At 42.2% G+C, this 15,917-nt stretch carries 14 protein-coding genes; 11 read left to right on the plus strand and 3 right to left on the minus strand.

What is annotated here, in order from left to right; genetic code table 11:
- The first annotated feature begins 65 nt into the window (after positions 1-65).
- On the plus strand, positions 66-1,022 hold the full coding sequence (locus tag ACAX20_RS03385; RefSeq protein ID WP_371188604.1) for a DUF4382 domain-containing protein: 957 nt from the start codon (positions 66-68) through the stop codon (positions 1,020-1,022).
- 203 nt (positions 1,023-1,225) lie between these two features.
- Positions 1,226-2,215, plus strand: a complete 990-nt coding sequence (locus ACAX20_RS03390) for a rhodanese-related sulfurtransferase (protein ID WP_371188606.1) — start codon at positions 1,226-1,228, stop codon at positions 2,213-2,215.
- Positions 2,216-2,293: 78 nt separating this feature from the next.
- On the opposite strand, the gene ACAX20_RS03395 is transcribed toward ACAX20_RS03390, so the two are convergent.
- Complete coding sequence (locus ACAX20_RS03395) at positions 2,294-4,471, minus strand: S46 family peptidase (protein WP_371188608.1); 2,178 nt, start codon at positions 4,469-4,471, stop codon at positions 2,294-2,296.
- A gap of 406 nt (positions 4,472-4,877) precedes the next feature.
- Between ACAX20_RS03395 and ACAX20_RS03400 the strand changes: the two genes are divergently transcribed.
- Positions 4,878-5,108, plus strand: a complete 231-nt coding sequence (locus ACAX20_RS03400) for a bacterioferritin-associated ferredoxin (RefSeq protein WP_371188610.1) — start codon at positions 4,878-4,880, stop codon at positions 5,106-5,108.
- Positions 5,109-5,122: 14 nt separating this feature from the next.
- Here the strand turns inward: ACAX20_RS03400 and bfr (ACAX20_RS03405) are convergent, their stop codons facing one another.
- Both bfr (ACAX20_RS03405) and bfr (ACAX20_RS03410) read right to left on the minus strand, forming a co-directional pair.
- Positions 5,123-5,596: a bacterioferritin gene (gene bfr, locus ACAX20_RS03405; protein WP_371188612.1), complete on the minus strand. Its 474-nt coding sequence runs from the start codon at positions 5,594-5,596 to the stop codon at positions 5,123-5,125.
- 9 nt (positions 5,597-5,605) lie between these two features.
- Entirely contained in the window at positions 5,606-6,097 is a 492-nt protein-coding gene (gene bfr, locus ACAX20_RS03410) for a bacterioferritin (RefSeq protein WP_371188614.1), read from the minus strand.
- Between the two features lie 533 nt (positions 6,098-6,630).
- Here bfr (ACAX20_RS03410) and ACAX20_RS03415 point away from each other — a divergent pair.
- From ACAX20_RS03415 to phrB, 8 genes are all read left to right on the plus strand, one after another.
- Positions 6,631-7,431 carry an alpha/beta fold hydrolase gene (locus tag ACAX20_RS03415; protein ID WP_371188616.1) on the plus strand — a complete coding sequence of 267 codons (801 nt, stop codon included), beginning with the start codon at positions 6,631-6,633 and terminating at the stop codon, positions 7,429-7,431.
- Positions 7,432-7,513: 82 nt separating this feature from the next.
- The gene (locus ACAX20_RS03420; RefSeq protein WP_371188618.1) at positions 7,514-8,362 is read left to right on the plus strand and encodes an acyl-CoA thioesterase; all 849 of its coding nucleotides are present in this window, start codon (positions 7,514-7,516) and stop codon (positions 8,360-8,362) included.
- Between the two features lie 487 nt (positions 8,363-8,849).
- A complete protein-coding gene (locus ACAX20_RS03425; RefSeq protein WP_371188620.1) occupies positions 8,850-10,670 on the plus strand; it encodes a fasciclin domain-containing protein in 1,821 nt (606 codons plus the stop codon).
- 585 nt (positions 10,671-11,255) lie between these two features.
- Positions 11,256-11,837 carry an LON peptidase substrate-binding domain-containing protein gene (locus ACAX20_RS03430; RefSeq protein ID WP_371188622.1) on the plus strand — a complete coding sequence of 194 codons (582 nt, stop codon included), beginning with the start codon at positions 11,256-11,258 and terminating at the stop codon, positions 11,835-11,837.
- 130 nt (positions 11,838-11,967) lie between these two features.
- On the plus strand, positions 11,968-12,597 hold the full coding sequence (locus tag ACAX20_RS03435; RefSeq protein ID WP_371189567.1) for a sigma-70 family RNA polymerase sigma factor: 630 nt from the start codon (positions 11,968-11,970) through the stop codon (positions 12,595-12,597).
- Positions 12,594-13,283, plus strand: a complete 690-nt coding sequence (locus ACAX20_RS03440; RefSeq protein ID WP_371188624.1) for a ChrR family anti-sigma-E factor — start codon at positions 12,594-12,596, stop codon at positions 13,281-13,283. The genes ACAX20_RS03435 and ACAX20_RS03440 overlap by 4 nt, the downstream gene beginning before the upstream one ends.
- 136 nt (positions 13,284-13,419) lie before the next feature.
- Complete coding sequence (locus ACAX20_RS03445; protein WP_371188626.1) at positions 13,420-14,364, plus strand: YbgA family protein; 945 nt, start codon at positions 13,420-13,422, stop codon at positions 14,362-14,364.
- Between the two features lie 103 nt (positions 14,365-14,467).
- Entirely contained in the window at positions 14,468-15,871 is a 1,404-nt protein-coding gene (phrB, locus tag ACAX20_RS03450; protein WP_371188627.1) for a deoxyribodipyrimidine photo-lyase, read from the plus strand.
- Positions 15,872-15,917: the final 46 nt, after the last annotated feature.

Below are 15,917 nucleotides of genomic sequence, written 5' to 3' on the forward strand. Positions count from 1 at the left end.
GCTTATAAAAATAATAATTTTATCAATCACAGCCTCATGAGCATGTGACCGTTTAGGGGAAATGTATGAAACGTATCTTGCAAAAATCGTTAATAGCCTTATCAGTTTTGGCCGTTGTTGGTTGTGGTGGCTCTGATGACGACAAAGCTAAGTTTTCTTTAGGTATCAGTGATGCACCAGTGGATAACGCTGAGGCTGTGGTTATTGAGCTTGATGCAATCCGTTTAACTAAAAGCAACACCGACGGTAGCAGTGATGAAATACTTGTTGATGTATTTACTGATGAAAATGGTGATACGGTTGAGACCGTGCAAGTTAATTTATTGGACTTCCAAGGCTCATCACAAATAAAAATTGTTGATGAGGCACAAAACATAGAGTTAGACAATGGCACTTATGACATGGAGTTAACCGTAGTTGATTCGGGCTCTTATGTGCTGTTTCACGACGATGCCACGGAGCATCCGATTAAAGTACCAAGTAGCCGTTTGCGTTTAGGTGAATTTCCTGTAAGTAATGAAGCGGTACAAATCAATGACGAGCCGGCGTATACCATCGAATTTGATTTACGCCAATCGCTTGTTCAGCGTGGTAATGCTAACAACAATAATGGTTATATTATCAAACCACATGGTGTGCGAGTTGTCAGCTTAGCAGGCCATATCGAAGGTAATGTAGACTCTAATTACACCAATTTAGGGCAATGCAGCGTTTACTTATACGGCAAAGAGGTTACCGAATACGGTGATATGTTTGACTCAGCCGACAGCAACTTTGCTCAACCGGACGGCGATATAACCGCATCAGCGCCACTGGCTACCGCTGTTGTTGATGAAACAGGTATGTACAGCATTGGTTTTGTTCAAGCGGGTAGTTATCAGTTGGCATTAATGTGTGGTACACAAGTTGATGATAACGTTCAATTTGACGGCTTAACCATCCCATCTGCTGCTGATATCACACCTGATGTCGCGGTTGTTGAGGTAGTTTCACAGCAAACGGCCAATATTAACTTCGACTAATCTCTAATTTAAGAGCTTGTTAATTTAAGGTCAGCGTTGCTGGCCTTTTTACTATTCGAAGATAAATTTTCGATTCAGCTATTTTATTTCGTCTGGAGTGAATGTTGCTAATTGATAACATTTAGGCAGTGAATTGCTATATAATAGCGCCGAATTACTAACCTAGCGCCAGATTTACGTTCTGGACAGCATGAGGAAAAACCATGTCACAATATGTTGTATGTGCACTTTATAAATTTGTCCGTTTGGAAAATTTTGAACAATTAAGAGAGTCTCTCTATCAAACCATGCAAAACAATGACGTTAAAGGTACGTTATTGTTAGCGCTTGAAGGCATCAACGGTACCATCGCCGGAACTCGTCAAGGAATTGACAATGTCTTGGCATTTTTACACGCTGATGAACGTCTTGCCAATATCTCGTATAAAGAATCTTACGCTGAACAAGCACCATTTAAGCGCTGTAAAGTGAAGTTGAAAAAAGAGATCGTGACTATGGGCGTAGAAGGTATCGACCCACGCCAAGTTGTTGGTACCTACGTTAAGCCAAAAGATTGGAATGCGCTTATTTCCGATCCAGAGGTGTTTTTGGTTGATACTCGTAACGATTACGAAGTTGAAATTGGTACCTTTAAAAATGCGGTCAACCCAAATACCACCACATTCCGTGAATTTCCTGATTATGTTGCTAAAAACATGGATCCTAGCAAGCATAAAAAAGTAGCAATGTTTTGTACCGGCGGTATTCGCTGTGAAAAGTCTACAGCTTACATGAAAGAGCAAGGCTTTGATGAAGTTTACCACTTAGAAGGCGGCATATTACAATACCTAGAAGATGTCCCTGAAGCAGAGACTATGTGGGAAGGTGATTGCTTTGTCTTTGATGATCGCGTTACCGTAAACCATCAACTTGAAAAAGGTCACTATGATCAATGCCACGCTTGTCGTTTACCGATAACTGAAGAAGATAAGTTACGTCCCGAGTATCAAAAAGGCGTAAGTTGTCATCGTTGTATCGATAAAGTAACAGACGAGCAACGTGCACGTTATGCTGAACGTGAAAAGCAAATTAATCTTGCGAAACAACGTGGTGAAGATCACATTGGTGGTAATGTGAGTGACGTTATCGCTAAGCGTCGAGCTGATAAAAAAGCGCAACTTGACCGCCAACGTCAAGAAAAATCAGCTAAATAAGTCTCTATCTGATTTATATAAGCCATGAAAAAGAGCCGCTATAAGCGGCTCTTTTGCTATGTATAGTAGCTATGAGAGCTATTTTACAATCGTCATTTCATCAACAATGTTTTGTGCACCGTCAATATGCTCCATGGTCCAAAGCATAAATGGCACACTAGTGTGAATTGCGCGGTTCAATTTAGGATCGTAATCCCAGTCACCAATAATGGACTCGTAAACCCCATCAAATACCAAACCAACAAATTCACCCTTGCCATTTAATGTTGGCGAACCTGAATTACCGCCGGTAATATCTAGCGTCGATAAGTAATTCACTGGCACAGAGCCTAAGCTTGGGCGCGCATAGTTGCCGTAATCTTTGCTTGCGATTGCACTGCGGATATTTTCGAATAAATCAAATTCGCTATCACCAGCGATGTATTTTGCAAGCATGCCTTCAAGCGTAGTAAATGGTGTTGCCACTAACCCATCTTGTGGTGAGTAGCCTTTAACATTACCATAGGTAATGCGTAACGAGCTGTTGGCATCGGCGTATACTGGCTCACCTTTACTTTTCTTAAAGGCAATCATAGCTTGCATAAACGCAGGACGAGCCTGAGCTAGCTTACCGGCAAGCTCTTCAGCTTGTTGTTCAAGTTTACGGTCATTTTCATATTGCGATACGGCAAATTGAATGTATGGGTCATTGCTGTTTTTAAATTCTTCAACAGATTTATCCATCCATGCTAAACGTACCGCTTCTTGATCAAGTTGGGTGTTTGCGTGCATGTCATCAAGCTGCTTGGCTAGTTTGCTAGCATCAAAGCCTTTATCGATGCCAAAAAAGGTATCGAATGTCGCGTTACGTTGTGACGCTGGGAAGTTTGCATATTCAGCAATAAAGTGAGTCAATACTGCTTTTTCCACATTAGCATCATAACGACGATTAACGCGTTTCATCGCTTGCGTGAAACGGTTCATATCACGATCTTGATAACCTTGTTTACGCTCAGCATCGGGTTTAGCTTTTTCATTGGCAAGGCGATATAAACGTTTGGCTACACTCATCATCGTTGTACGACCTATGTAGCTTAAAATAAGCTCTCGCTCCTGGTTTTCTTGGCTTTGTGCCACTAAAACATTAAGCTCATCAACCGCTTTACTGTATTTTTGTTTACGTTCAGCTGAAGCGTTAATCCAAGCTTGAAGCTCTTTCAGTTCTTGTTGCTTACGCTCTAGCATGTCGCCCTTGTTGAAGCTCTCCACCATAGAACCATAATTTTTAGCGTAGTTAGCCAACCCTGCTAATGTGCTCTCATACTTGATACGCGCGTCGCTACCGGTAGGTGCTGCCTCTTTGATGATATCAATAAATTCTTCACGATAGCGCTTGGCTGTTGGGTAAACCCATGTAAATTGGTTTTCAACTTCGCTAGCAACTCTGTAGCGGTTTGTGCGACCAGGGTAGCCAAGTACCATGACATAGTCGTTTTCTTCAACACCGTTCGCATTTACTTTTAAAAACGCTTCAGGCTCAAATGGGACGTTATCTTCTGAATAATCAGCAGGTTGACCATCTTTGTTGACATAGGCACGATAAAATGCCCAATCGCCGGTATGACGAGGCCACATCCAGTTGTCGGTGTCACCACCAAATTTACCAATACTTGACGGTGGTGCGTAAACCAGTCGTACATCACGCAGAGCCAATTGTTTTATGAGAAAGTACTCGGCACCACCATGGAAACTATAAACATCACAACGATAATCTTGTGATGTCTCACATTCAGCGACTAATGCTTTTTCATTTTTCTCGATTGCATCGTAGTATGCTTTGCCGGTTACACTGCTGTCTATTGAACCGGTAACTTTGTCGGTAACATTAGTCAGTGATTCCGTGACATAAACACGAGAACCCGGTGCTGCAGGTAATTCATCGGCTTTTGTTTTAGCAACGAAGCCTTGCTTTAATAGGTTGTTATCTTCAGATGAATTGTATTGAATAGAACCGTATGCGCAGTGGTGGTTGGTGACAACTAATCCTTGCTCTGATAAGAAGGATGCTGTACAGCCGCCTAAGCTGATAATCGCATTCATGGGAAATTGACTTAAGTTGGCCATTTGGCTCGGTTCAAGTTCTAAACCGGCTTTTTTTAGTTTATCACTAATCTCTTGCAGTTGATGTGGTTGCCACATGCCTTCATCAGCAACTACGCTGCTACTAGCAACCGCTGCCGTTAAAGTTAATGCGGTTAATGCTTTTTTTGATATCATCGCTTTACCTTGATGTTAAAATTTTGTCATTGTAATGTGTGCGTAGATTTAATAGCGCAAACACCGGGCAAAGTAAACGTTTTTACGATATTGCTAACATAAATAGCGATAAGATTCAGAAATAGAATAAATTCAACGGATTATTTTTAATTTTCGAAGCGGATTTCAAATCAGCTAACGTGTTCAATTCATCGATACAAACCGGTTTTCTGTTTTATTAATGTCTTTTATTAACAGATATGAGTAGGGCGATGCGCCTTGTTGATAGTTTTGTTGATAGGTTTTTCACTACTTAATTATTGACCTCTTACACGCTTTGCTACAAATCGGCAACACAAATGGTATTGATAATGATTATCATTTGCACTATTATTGGCGTATTAATTGGTAATTGAATAAATTACTAATGACTGCATTATTCAATATAAAGGTAGGTAACGGTATGTTTGTGTGTATTTGCTACGCCATTACAGAAAATGATATTCAACAAGCCGTAGCGAACGGTGCGAACAGTATGCAGCAGTTACGTAGCCAACTTAACGTAGCTAATCAATGCGGTAAATGCACACAGTTTGCTAAGCAAGTACTTGAACAGTCGATTACATACGACTATGAGTTAGCGAGACAAGTCGCCTAGCGAGCTATTTGGTCTTAGTCATCTCCCATTTGAGTTTGTAAATAGTTTTTGATACCTGATTTTTCAATCAAATACTTTTGTGCTTCAAGCCAATCTATTTGCTCTTCACATGATTCAAGCAGATTTTCTAACAAATCTCTACTGATATAATCCTGTGCTTTTTCCATGTGGGCTATAGCATTAATTAACGTATCACGAGCCTGCAACTCTAACGCTAAATTAGCGTGCATTATCTCTTCAGTATGTTGGCCGATGCGTAAGCGACCTAAATGCTGTAGATTTGGCAATCCTTCTAGAAACAATACTCGTTCGATTATGTGATCGGCATTAATCATCACTTTAATAGAGCGTTTATAATCCGCCTCGTTTAAGCCGCTTAATCCCCAATTTTTAAACATGCGGGCATGCAAAAAATACTGATTAATAGCGATTAACTCATTCGCAAGTGCATTGTTTAGGTGCAAAATAATTTCTTTATCTGCTTTCATTTTTTACTCCTAAGCTTGTGCGGGGGCGTCGGCACGCATCTGCATTTGGATATAGTTTTCAAGTCCAATTTTTTCGATTAGTCCTAACTGTTGCTCTAACCAATAAACATGATCTTCTTCCGTGTCATAGAGGAGCTTTTCAAGGATCTCTCTCGTTTGATAATCTTGCTCTTGTTCACAGGTTTTAATCACATCGCGAACGGCTTGTACAACTTCCAATTCAAGAGTTAAGTCGTTTTGCATCATTTCTGTCACATTGGAGCCAACAATAAGCTCACGACGTTTAGTTAAATTGGGTGTGCCTTCAAGAAATAATATCCGCTTGATCAACCAGTCTGAATGTTGAGTCTCTTCTTCCCGTTCGTGATCTAAGCGCTGATACAGGGCATCAAGTCCCCAGTCTTCATACAGGCGAGAATGAATAAAATACTGGTCTATGGCTGCCAGCTCATTGGCTAACAGTGCGTTTAAACTATCAATAACTTTGTCACTGCCTTTCATAACCTATTCTCTCTTTTGCTGTTACGGTGATTGTCTGCTAATAAACGCTAGTGAAGCACCAATTACGATTGATAATGAGTCGTATTTTCTCTACGTTCGATAGCAAAACAGCGGCAATAAGCCGCTGTTTAATCGTCAGTTGTCAATTGTTGAGTGATTAATTGAACACGCTCTTGAGTATAGTCATGGGATTGCGAATTTGCTTAACATTGGTTGAAACAAAAACACCTAGATTCATGACAAAGGGGGACAACTATCGAAATACTGGATGAGAGGTTAACATCTGTGATTAAAGTAAAGGTCTTAACTTAGTCCCTGATTGTGAAGCCAAGAATTCAAATTCATTATAATTTACACACATGTCAATGCTCAGCGACGAATGTGAAGCCATAATTGCTTTACATGACGATCCGCGAAACGTTTACAAGCGTATTGACTCATGAGAAAATCGTTTTATATGCGTAGGCTTTGGACTTTGAGGAGAACTGAGTCGTGCGTTGTTCCTCTTGTTATGAGTAAATTGTTAGTATTATATGTCTTCTGCCCCATTACTTTTTCATAAAACCGTACTACATCCACACAGTTCAGAGTGGGTTGTATTTGTGCATGGTGCTGGTGGTAGCTCATCTATCTGGTTTAAACAGTTAAAAGAGTACAAAAAGCATTTTAATTTGCTGTTTATTGACTTACGCGGGCATGGAAGATCCAAACCGATTCCGCTCAAGCAGCTGTGGCGACAAGGATATACCTTTAACGATGTTACTCACGACATCATTAAAGTACTGGATCATTTAAAGATCAACGTTGCTCACTTCGTTGGTATTTCACTGGGTACCATACTGATTCATAAGTTAGCAGAGCTTGCCCCCTCAAGAGTCAAAACCATGGTACTTGGTGGCGCGGTAACACGCTTTGATTTTCGCTCAAACTTCCTAGTCAAAGTGGGCGACTTAAGTAAGCATATCATCCCCTACATGTGGTTATATCGGTTATTTGCGTTTATTTTGATGCCGCAAAAAGGACAACGAGAATCGCGGCATATGTTTATTCGCGATGCGAAAAAGCTGTGTCAGCAAGAGTTTAAACGCTGGTTCAAGCTGGCATCTGATGTTAACCCTCTGATGGCCTTTTACAAAAAGCACCAAAGTAACAAACCAACATTGTACTTAATGGGTAAAAATGACTATATGTTTTTGCGCCCTGTAAGGGAAATGGTCAATAGCCAGTTGCAAAGTAAATTAGTTGAAATCGATGACTGTGGCCACGTATGTAACGTTGAAAAGCCTCATGAATTCAACAAACAATCTATTGATTTTATTAAACAGCACACCTAAACTGGAACGCTTTCTGGTATGACCTGTTAGTGTTGAGTCGCACAACCGTCATAGCAAATGGGTTATTCTATTTGGGGACTGTATGCATATAGATGTTCTTTTAAAGCAAGTTATTAGCCAGCTAAGCGTTGATAAAACGCAGGGACATAACGCTGCTACCGATACGTTGCGCGCTGATATTGTTATCGATAAAAGCTGGGCGCAAGGGCGTACTGTTTTTGGCGGATTAACGAGCGCGATTGCTTATCAAGCCATTGCTTGCCAAGTCACAGATGGTCGCTTGTTGCGTTCGCTGTCCATTAATTTTATCGCACCAATTCAAGTGGGTGAATCGTTAAAAATTTACGTTGAGCAGCTGCGTCACGGTAAAAACGTATCACAGTATCAGGCGCGGATTATGCAAAATGAGCAAGTATGCTTATTAGCCATGGCGAGCTTTGGGGTAGAGAGAGTATCCTCTATCACTGTCACCAATACTGATCGCCAAATAATGGCCCCTCCGAAAAAGCCAAGTTTTTTACCACCTATTCCAGGAGTTGTCCCAAAGTTCTTGCGACATATTGATTTGGCCCTCGTTGATAGTCGCCTACCATTTACCAACAGTAAACGCTCAGATTTAAGAGGTTGGATGCGTTTTAGCGAAGCTCCACAGTCCATCACCGATGCTCATATCATAACCTTGATAGACAGCTGGCCTCCAGCGGTGTTGCAAATGCTAAAATGGCCAGCGCCAGCAAGCACCATGAGCTGGAATATTGAATTTATTCACCCGCATCGTCGAATCAACCCGAGCAATTGGTTTGCCTATCAGGTGCAGACTCGGCAAGCGGCAGATGGCTATGCACATACTGAAGCAAACGTATGGGATAGTTATGGTGAGCTGATTGCAATTTCTCGACAAGTCGTTACGGTATTTGACGGTAAGTCTTAGTGACTCATCAGAACCATTCAAATAAATCGCCTGACCAAGGGGGCAGGCGTCTACCTAATAAAAACTCAACCAGCGCTCTAGCGCCGGTTGAGCTTTGTTTGTATTTTCTGCAATGAGTTACTGCTGTTATTTTTATTAACATTAACTGGCTTAGTTTTTCTCAAAATAAGCATATATTCCTGACCTGTATGCGCTTTCACCATTTAGTGGCCGTATAAGGTATATCGGCATGCTTTTTGCCACCTTGGTCAATATAAAAGCACCTTCAATTTTGTTAGCAAGCGAGCAAATTCGCGACTAGCTAAATATCAGAGAGGTATCTCTAATTGGTGGCTTTAAGACGTTGAGCAATTTTCTTGATTACTGCTATGTTTAGAAATAAATACTTATAAATCTGAAGTTTATGAATAGTTTTTAGGTGAGATGATCCCTTTCAAATGCATCGCCGTAGAACTCATTGCGACATAACTTCTATGAGGAAAATCAAATGAAAAGGATCATTAAGATCATTTTACCGCTATTTCTTGTCTCTGTCATCTCTGCGTGTGACAGCGACAGTGACCCTAAAGTTGAACCAACCACTGAACCTGTGACAATTGTCGATGCAGCAACAGGCGATGGCAATTTCACCACCTTAATAGCTGCACTTGAAGCGACTGGGCTCGATCAAGTCCTTGCCGACCCATCAAGTACCTACACGGTATTTGCGCCGACGGACGCTGCGTTTGAGTTACTGGGTGAAGATGCCATCAACGAGTTACTCGATGATCCAGCTCGGCTTGAAGCTATTCTTCTTTACCACGTTTTGGCTGGCGAAGTACCTGCAGAGGACGCTTTGGCTGCTGCAGGTTCGACAGTTGCTACAGCAAATGGTGCCTCAGTCGGACTGTCACTAAGTGGTGATGCGTTACTCGTCAATACAGCGACCGTAACAACAACAGATATTATGACGGACAATGGTATCATCCATGTAATTGATGCTGTGCTTATGCCACCCGCAGCAATGGGCGAACCAACCGAAAATATCGTTGACACGGCTATTGCTTCAGGCGCTTTCACTACCTTGGTAGCGGCACTGCAAGCAACAGGACTTGATGCTACGTTAGCTGACGAATCGAGTCAGTTTACTGTGTTTGCGCCAACCGATGCCGCGTTCGACCTTATTGGTGAACAGACCCTTAATACCCTACTAGCAAACCCCGATGTATTATCGAGCATTTTGCTCCAGCATGTTATTGCTGGCGCAGCTGTTGATTCGGTAACGGCATACTCTCTAAACGGCACATCACCTGAAATGGCATCTGGGGCAATGATACCGTTAAACATCAATGCTGATTCAGATACCCTCACATTTGGTGGTGCCAATGTCATTATGTCAGATATTTACACCAAAAACGGTATTATCCATGTCATCGATGCTGTTGTTGTTGCCGATGTACAGGTACCAGCCCCAGCTATGACGATCGTCGATGTCGCAGTGGATAATGGCAATTTCACAACGCTCGTTGCTGCCCTACAAGCGACAGGCTTAGATACCGTACTTGCCGACAAAAATGCTACTTATACGGTGTTTGCTCCAACGGATGCGGCATTTGATAAATTACCTGAGGGTACCGTAGATGCGTTATTAAACGATACAGATGCGTTAAGCAATATCCTTTTGTACCATGTGTTTGAGTCACAAGTGCTCGCTGATGCAGCCATATCGGTTGCGCAGTCTGCCGATAACCAAGTGACCATGGCAAATGGTGATAATGCCGCCTTATCTATTGTTGATAGTACGTTGTTCATCAATGGTGCAACGGTGAGTAGTGCAGATGTCCTCGCTGACAATGGTGTGATTCATGTCATCGACAATGTCATCTTGCCAATTGATGCTGAAGCGGCAACGGGCACGATTGCTGATATCGCTGTAGGTGATGCTGATTTTTCGACATTAGTAAGCGCATTAACCGCGGCTGGGCTTGTTGATACATTAGCCGACGAGACCGCGACATATACGGTGTTTGCGCCAACTAATGCAGCATTTGATAAAATTCCAACTGCCGATTTAGATGCCTTATTAGCTGATAACGATGCATTAACTGCGGTATTGTTGCAACATGTAGTGGGTGATGTTGCGCTATCATCTATTGATGCCTATGGTGCTAACGGAAAAGCGGTTGACACCGCCGGTGGTGGCGCTGTCAATGTCAGTATTGATGCCGAAACGGGGATGCTAATGATTAATGGTGCTAAGGTAACCGTGACCGATATTCAGGCTACCAATGGTGTGGTTCATGTGATTGACACGGTTATCCTAGATTAACTAGAGCGTGTTGATCTTTCAGGATTAAATTTTGTTCGAATTAAATGCATTTTTATCGCGGCACTTGTGATACGCATAGTTATTCTACGCACAGAGCAAGTAACAATGAAAAAATGCATTTAAACGAATCCAAAGGACAGCTTTTATGACGTCTTTCTACTATGTTATCAATTACTTATGTGGAGTAACCACACATAAGTAAGCTCTGCCTTGTATAAAAACATCATAAATTGCTGCAAAAACAACCTCAAAAGATCAACACGCCCTAATACATTAGTAAGTCAGAGTCACTAACTCTGCAGTAAGTGCTTTACTGTGTATCTCTTTAAAGGTGCCTGGGCTAACACGCTTTAAACCCAGGCACTTTTTGTGATTTTAAGAGGTCGGCACTTATTTTTTATATAGCTTACTGATTTTAGCTTTCTCGAATTCCTGTTTTATTCAACGCTTAAATTTTATTGCTCGCTTTTTTTGCAAATTGATATTTGCTAATTGCTGGTGATTTCCCCCTCTGTTTTAGTGATCAGTTACATCATCTAATACGTATTAGCCATAAAGATTCTATGGATTATTTGAAAAGGTTTTATGAAGATTCCGGTGTTTCCCTTACCCATTTATTTGTTACCTGGCGGTATAACGCGACTGCGTATTTTTGAACAGCGTTATTTGAATATGGTGAAAAATGCGCATAAAACCAACGGCTTTGTGATCAGCTTGCATCGCCCTGAGATGCCACAACAAGTCGGAGATTGGGGGAGCTGGGTTGATATTATCGATTTTCAAATGGGCGAGGATAACTTATTGATTATCGATGTTAAGTGCCGCACTTTGGTTAGGTTGTCAGAGCTAGAGCGAACGGAGGAAAACTTACTGTTAGCAAGTTTCCGTGAAATGCCACATTGGCAACCGATTAAACAGTCCGAGAATACCCGAGAATTTAGTCGTAAATTGAAAAGTGTTTTCACGGCTAATGAGCAATTGGCAAAGCTTTATCAAGGTGAATTTAACAATGACCCTAATTGGGTTTGTGCGCGTTGGTTGGAGCTATTTCCAATTAGTTTTGACGACAAGGATCATTTTGCGAAAGCGGGTAGTGAACAAGATGCTGTTGATTTTCTAACCGCGATTATTGTTGAGCAGCGTCAATCTGACAGCTTACTCGGCTAGTTGTTAGTCAACACGTTGTCTTTGTTAATAAATTTTTTGATAAAAATAACCAACAAAGTGATCTTTTGGTCTTACTGTTGCGTAATTTGCTCAACGATGAGGATATTTCGAGGTTTCAATGGCTTTAACTATGACATCAGGTGAGCTAACATCTGCTACATCGAAGCAAATGCAAAGGTATGCAAATAAAACGATGTCTTCAGAGATAGATCACAAGCAACTCGTTGAATGGTTACTCGCGGTGGCAAACGACCGCAGTAAAGTAGCCTTTACTCACTTGTTCAAGTTTTTTGCGCCGAAAATCCAGCGTATTGCTGCGAGTAAATTCACTAATGAAGCGATGGCTTCAGAAGTTGTCCAAGAAACAATGACCAATGTGTGGCGCAAAGCGCATCTGTATAGTGCCGACAAAGGGGCGCCGACAACCTGGGTTTACACCGTGATGCGTAATGTGACATTCGATATGCTTCGCAAGTTGAAAGCCAAGAAGGAAGACAATGTCAGTGATGACATTTGGCCGATCATCGATGGCGCGCAAGCTGAGGACATGGAGTTCGATGATCATCTGCAAAACAAAAAGTTACTTGAATACTTAGATACATTGCCGGAAAACCAGAAGCAGGTAATTAAGGGCTTTTATTTTATGGAGATGTCGCAAGAGCAACTTGCAGAACATCTTGATTTGCCATTGGGTACCGTCAAGTCGCGCTTACGTTTGGCATTAAATAAGTTAAGACAGCAAATTGGAGAGCAGGAATGATTAAACATCACCCAAATAAAGAATTATTGCAAGCGTTTGCATGCGGTGATCTACCAGCGTCTATGTCTGCTGCTATCGCTATGCACAACGAAATGTGCCCAAATTGCCAAGGTGCGGTGACGTCGATCACCGAGCAACACGCGGAATGCAGTTTCGAACTGACCGACAGCAATGTAATTGCAGACGGATTTGCCAACAGTGACCATGCCAGCATGTTGGGTTTCGATATGGACGCGATGATTGATTCGATAACCACAGACTCGCGAGTAGACTCCATTGCCATTCGCAAACCGGTTACAGCGACGGTAAACGGTAAGATATACCAGTTGCCGCGCGCATTGCAAAGTATGGATATCAACCGCTGGATCAGCATCGGTAAGCTTAGCCGAGCACGCGTTGAATTAAATGAAGGAGAGGTCCATTCAAGCTTATTACATATTGAGCCTGGTGGTACGGTTCCTGAACATACTCACAATGGGTATGAGGTGACGCTACTTCTTGACGGTAGCTTTAGTGATGATATGGGCGAGTACAGCAAAGGCGATTTTATTGTTTTAGATGGCTCCCATAAACACCAGCCAGTCACCAAAGAAGGCTGTCTGTGTTTCACTGTTGCTAATGATGCCTTACATTTCACGCAAGGTCTTAATAAGTTATTGAATCCATTTGGTAACCTTATTTACTAGAGCTTTAACGCTTGACAATGTTTCACGCAAAGGCTCACCTAACGCTTGGCTAAGGTGAGCCTTTTTTATTTTTAACTAATCCATCAGTGATCAAGTCGCGTATATCCTTATGAGTATTTATTTTGAGGATTACGTTATGTCAGCTCCTATTACTATTGGCATCAGTGCTTGTTTAGTAGGTCAAAACGTTCGTTTTGATGCAAGCTCTAAAACCTCTAAGTTCTGTGTGAAAGAGCTTGGTAAGCATGTGCAGTATCGAGCGTTTTGTCCCGAAGTGGCTGTTGGCATGCCTGTTCCTCGTCCGACGATACGTCAAATCAAAAAAGATGACATGATCATTGTCGCGCGCCCCGATGGTAGTGGAGATGTCACCGAGGCGTTAGCCGAGTACGGTAAACGAGTCGCCAAAGTGGCCGAAAAGTTTAGTGGCTATATCTTCTGTGCCAAAAGCCCAAGTTGCGGTATGGAACGCGTTAAGGTCTACAGCGAAGACGGTAAGGGCTCAACCTCAGATGGTATCGGTGCTTTTGCAAAAGAAGTTATGCGAGCAAACCCTTTATTACCTTGCGAGGAGAATGGTCGTTTAAATGATGCGCTTATTCGCGAAAATTTTGTGGCGCGTGTCTTTGCCTATCGAGACTGGCAAATGCTGCTAAAATCAGGAGCGACAAAACACAAACTAATGCAGTTCCACGCGCGGTATAAGTACACGCTAATGAGTCATGACTTGGTTGCTTACAAGCGCTTAGGGCGTTTATTGGCAAGTACAGAACTCGCTATACAAGACATGGCTGATAAGTACATTTTGGGTTTGATGACCGCCATGAAAAAAATTGCGACCCGCAAGAAGCATGCGAACACACTACAGCACTTGCAAGGTTACTTTTCGAATGAGCTGAGCGCCGAAGAGAAACAAGAATTGGTTGCTCATATTGATGATTATCGCCAAGGCTTGGTGCCCTTGATGGTACCACTCACAATGATTAAACATTATCAAATGCAATACCCTAAACCGTACTTAGCACAGCAGTTTTATTTGGATCCCTATCCACAAGATTTGCGTCTCAGATACGGCTACTAACAACCAGCCAAAGCTTGCCGTAAATATCGGCAAGCTTTGAGCATATGAAGCACACATCAAGTGCTGATGGTTACCACTCCTCATACACTACAAAGAGCGTTATATGGATATTCTTTGGTTTCGCAACGACCTACGTGTTATTGATAATCCCGCTTTGCTTTATGCCCGCCAACAAGGTGTCAGTAAAGCTTTATTTTTTATAACCGAGCAACAATGGCAGCAACACGATATGGCAGCAATAAAGGTGGACTTTATGCTTCGCCATGTAGCGTTATTGCAAGCGCAACTCGAACAAATAGGCATATGCTTAGAGGTTGTTGAAGCCATCGACTTTAACGCTCAGGTTGATTACTTCAATACGTTAGCAAAACGTTTGAAAGGCGAAGGCCAGCCTCTTAGATTATTCGCCAACCAAGAAGTGGAATTAAACGAACAGCGTCGCGATCAGCAGATTATTGCTTCAGGTGTTGAACTGAGGTTATTTGAAGCGGATGTGGTTGTTGCTAAAGGTAGCGTTGTTACGAACCAAGGGCACATGTATAAGGTGTTTACACCGTTTAAGCGAGCTTGGTTAAAGCACGTTGCGGAACGTGGCTTTGAATTTATCGTTGAATCTGCGGATGGCATCCGTGCTGTTGATAGTAACACCTTGGCGAAGATACCTCATAACTACCCATCTGCCGATTCTCGTGCATGGCCATTAGCAGACTACGTACAGCAGCGTGTTATTGCCACATTTATTCAAGATAAAATCGATGATTATGACGACCTTCGCGATTTTCCTTCAGTAAAAGCAACATCTGGCTTATCGCCATATCTAGCGATTGGCGCTATCAGTCCTCGTTATTTATTGCACCTGCTACTAAATCAAAACCCGGATCTGCTCACAACACAACGTGGTGGTATGTTTACGTGGTTAACAGAGTTGATTTGGCGAGAGTTTTATCGTCATCTACTACATCACTTTCCAAGGCTTTGCATGGGCGTTAATTTTCAAGAAAAATATGAACATTTGGTTTGGGAGAATAACGCCGATAACTTGCAAGCATGGCAACAAGGGCGTACCGGTTACCCTTTGGTTGATGCCGCCATGCGCCAACTTAATAACACCGGTTGGATGCACAACCGTTTGCGCATGGTCGTTGCAAGTTTTCTGACCAAACATTTGCTTATCGATTGGCGATATGGCGAGCAATATTTTGCTAAGCATCTTATTGACTGGGACCTAGCCGCAAATAACGGCGGTTGGCAATGGGCTGCCAGTACAGGGTGTGATGCACAACCGTACTTTCGTATTTTTAATCCTATTAGTCAAAGTGAAAAGTTTGATCCGGACGGCAAATTTATCCGTAAGTACTTACCAGAATTAGATAAAGTGCCTGACAAACATATTCATTTTCCGCATGAATATATTGAGCAGCACAACCTTGAGTGTTACTGGCCGGCGATTGTCGATCATAAGCAAGCAAGATTGAGAGCGCTAGCGTTCTATAAACACACAGGGTGAGTACTGATATTAGCTTACGGTGAGTAAAGTTGTTTTTTGTCATCGT

Source organism: Thalassotalea sp. Sam97 (genome assembly GCF_041379765.1).
Taxonomy (GTDB): Bacteria; Pseudomonadota; Gammaproteobacteria; order Enterobacterales; family Alteromonadaceae; genus Thalassotalea_A; species Thalassotalea_A maritima.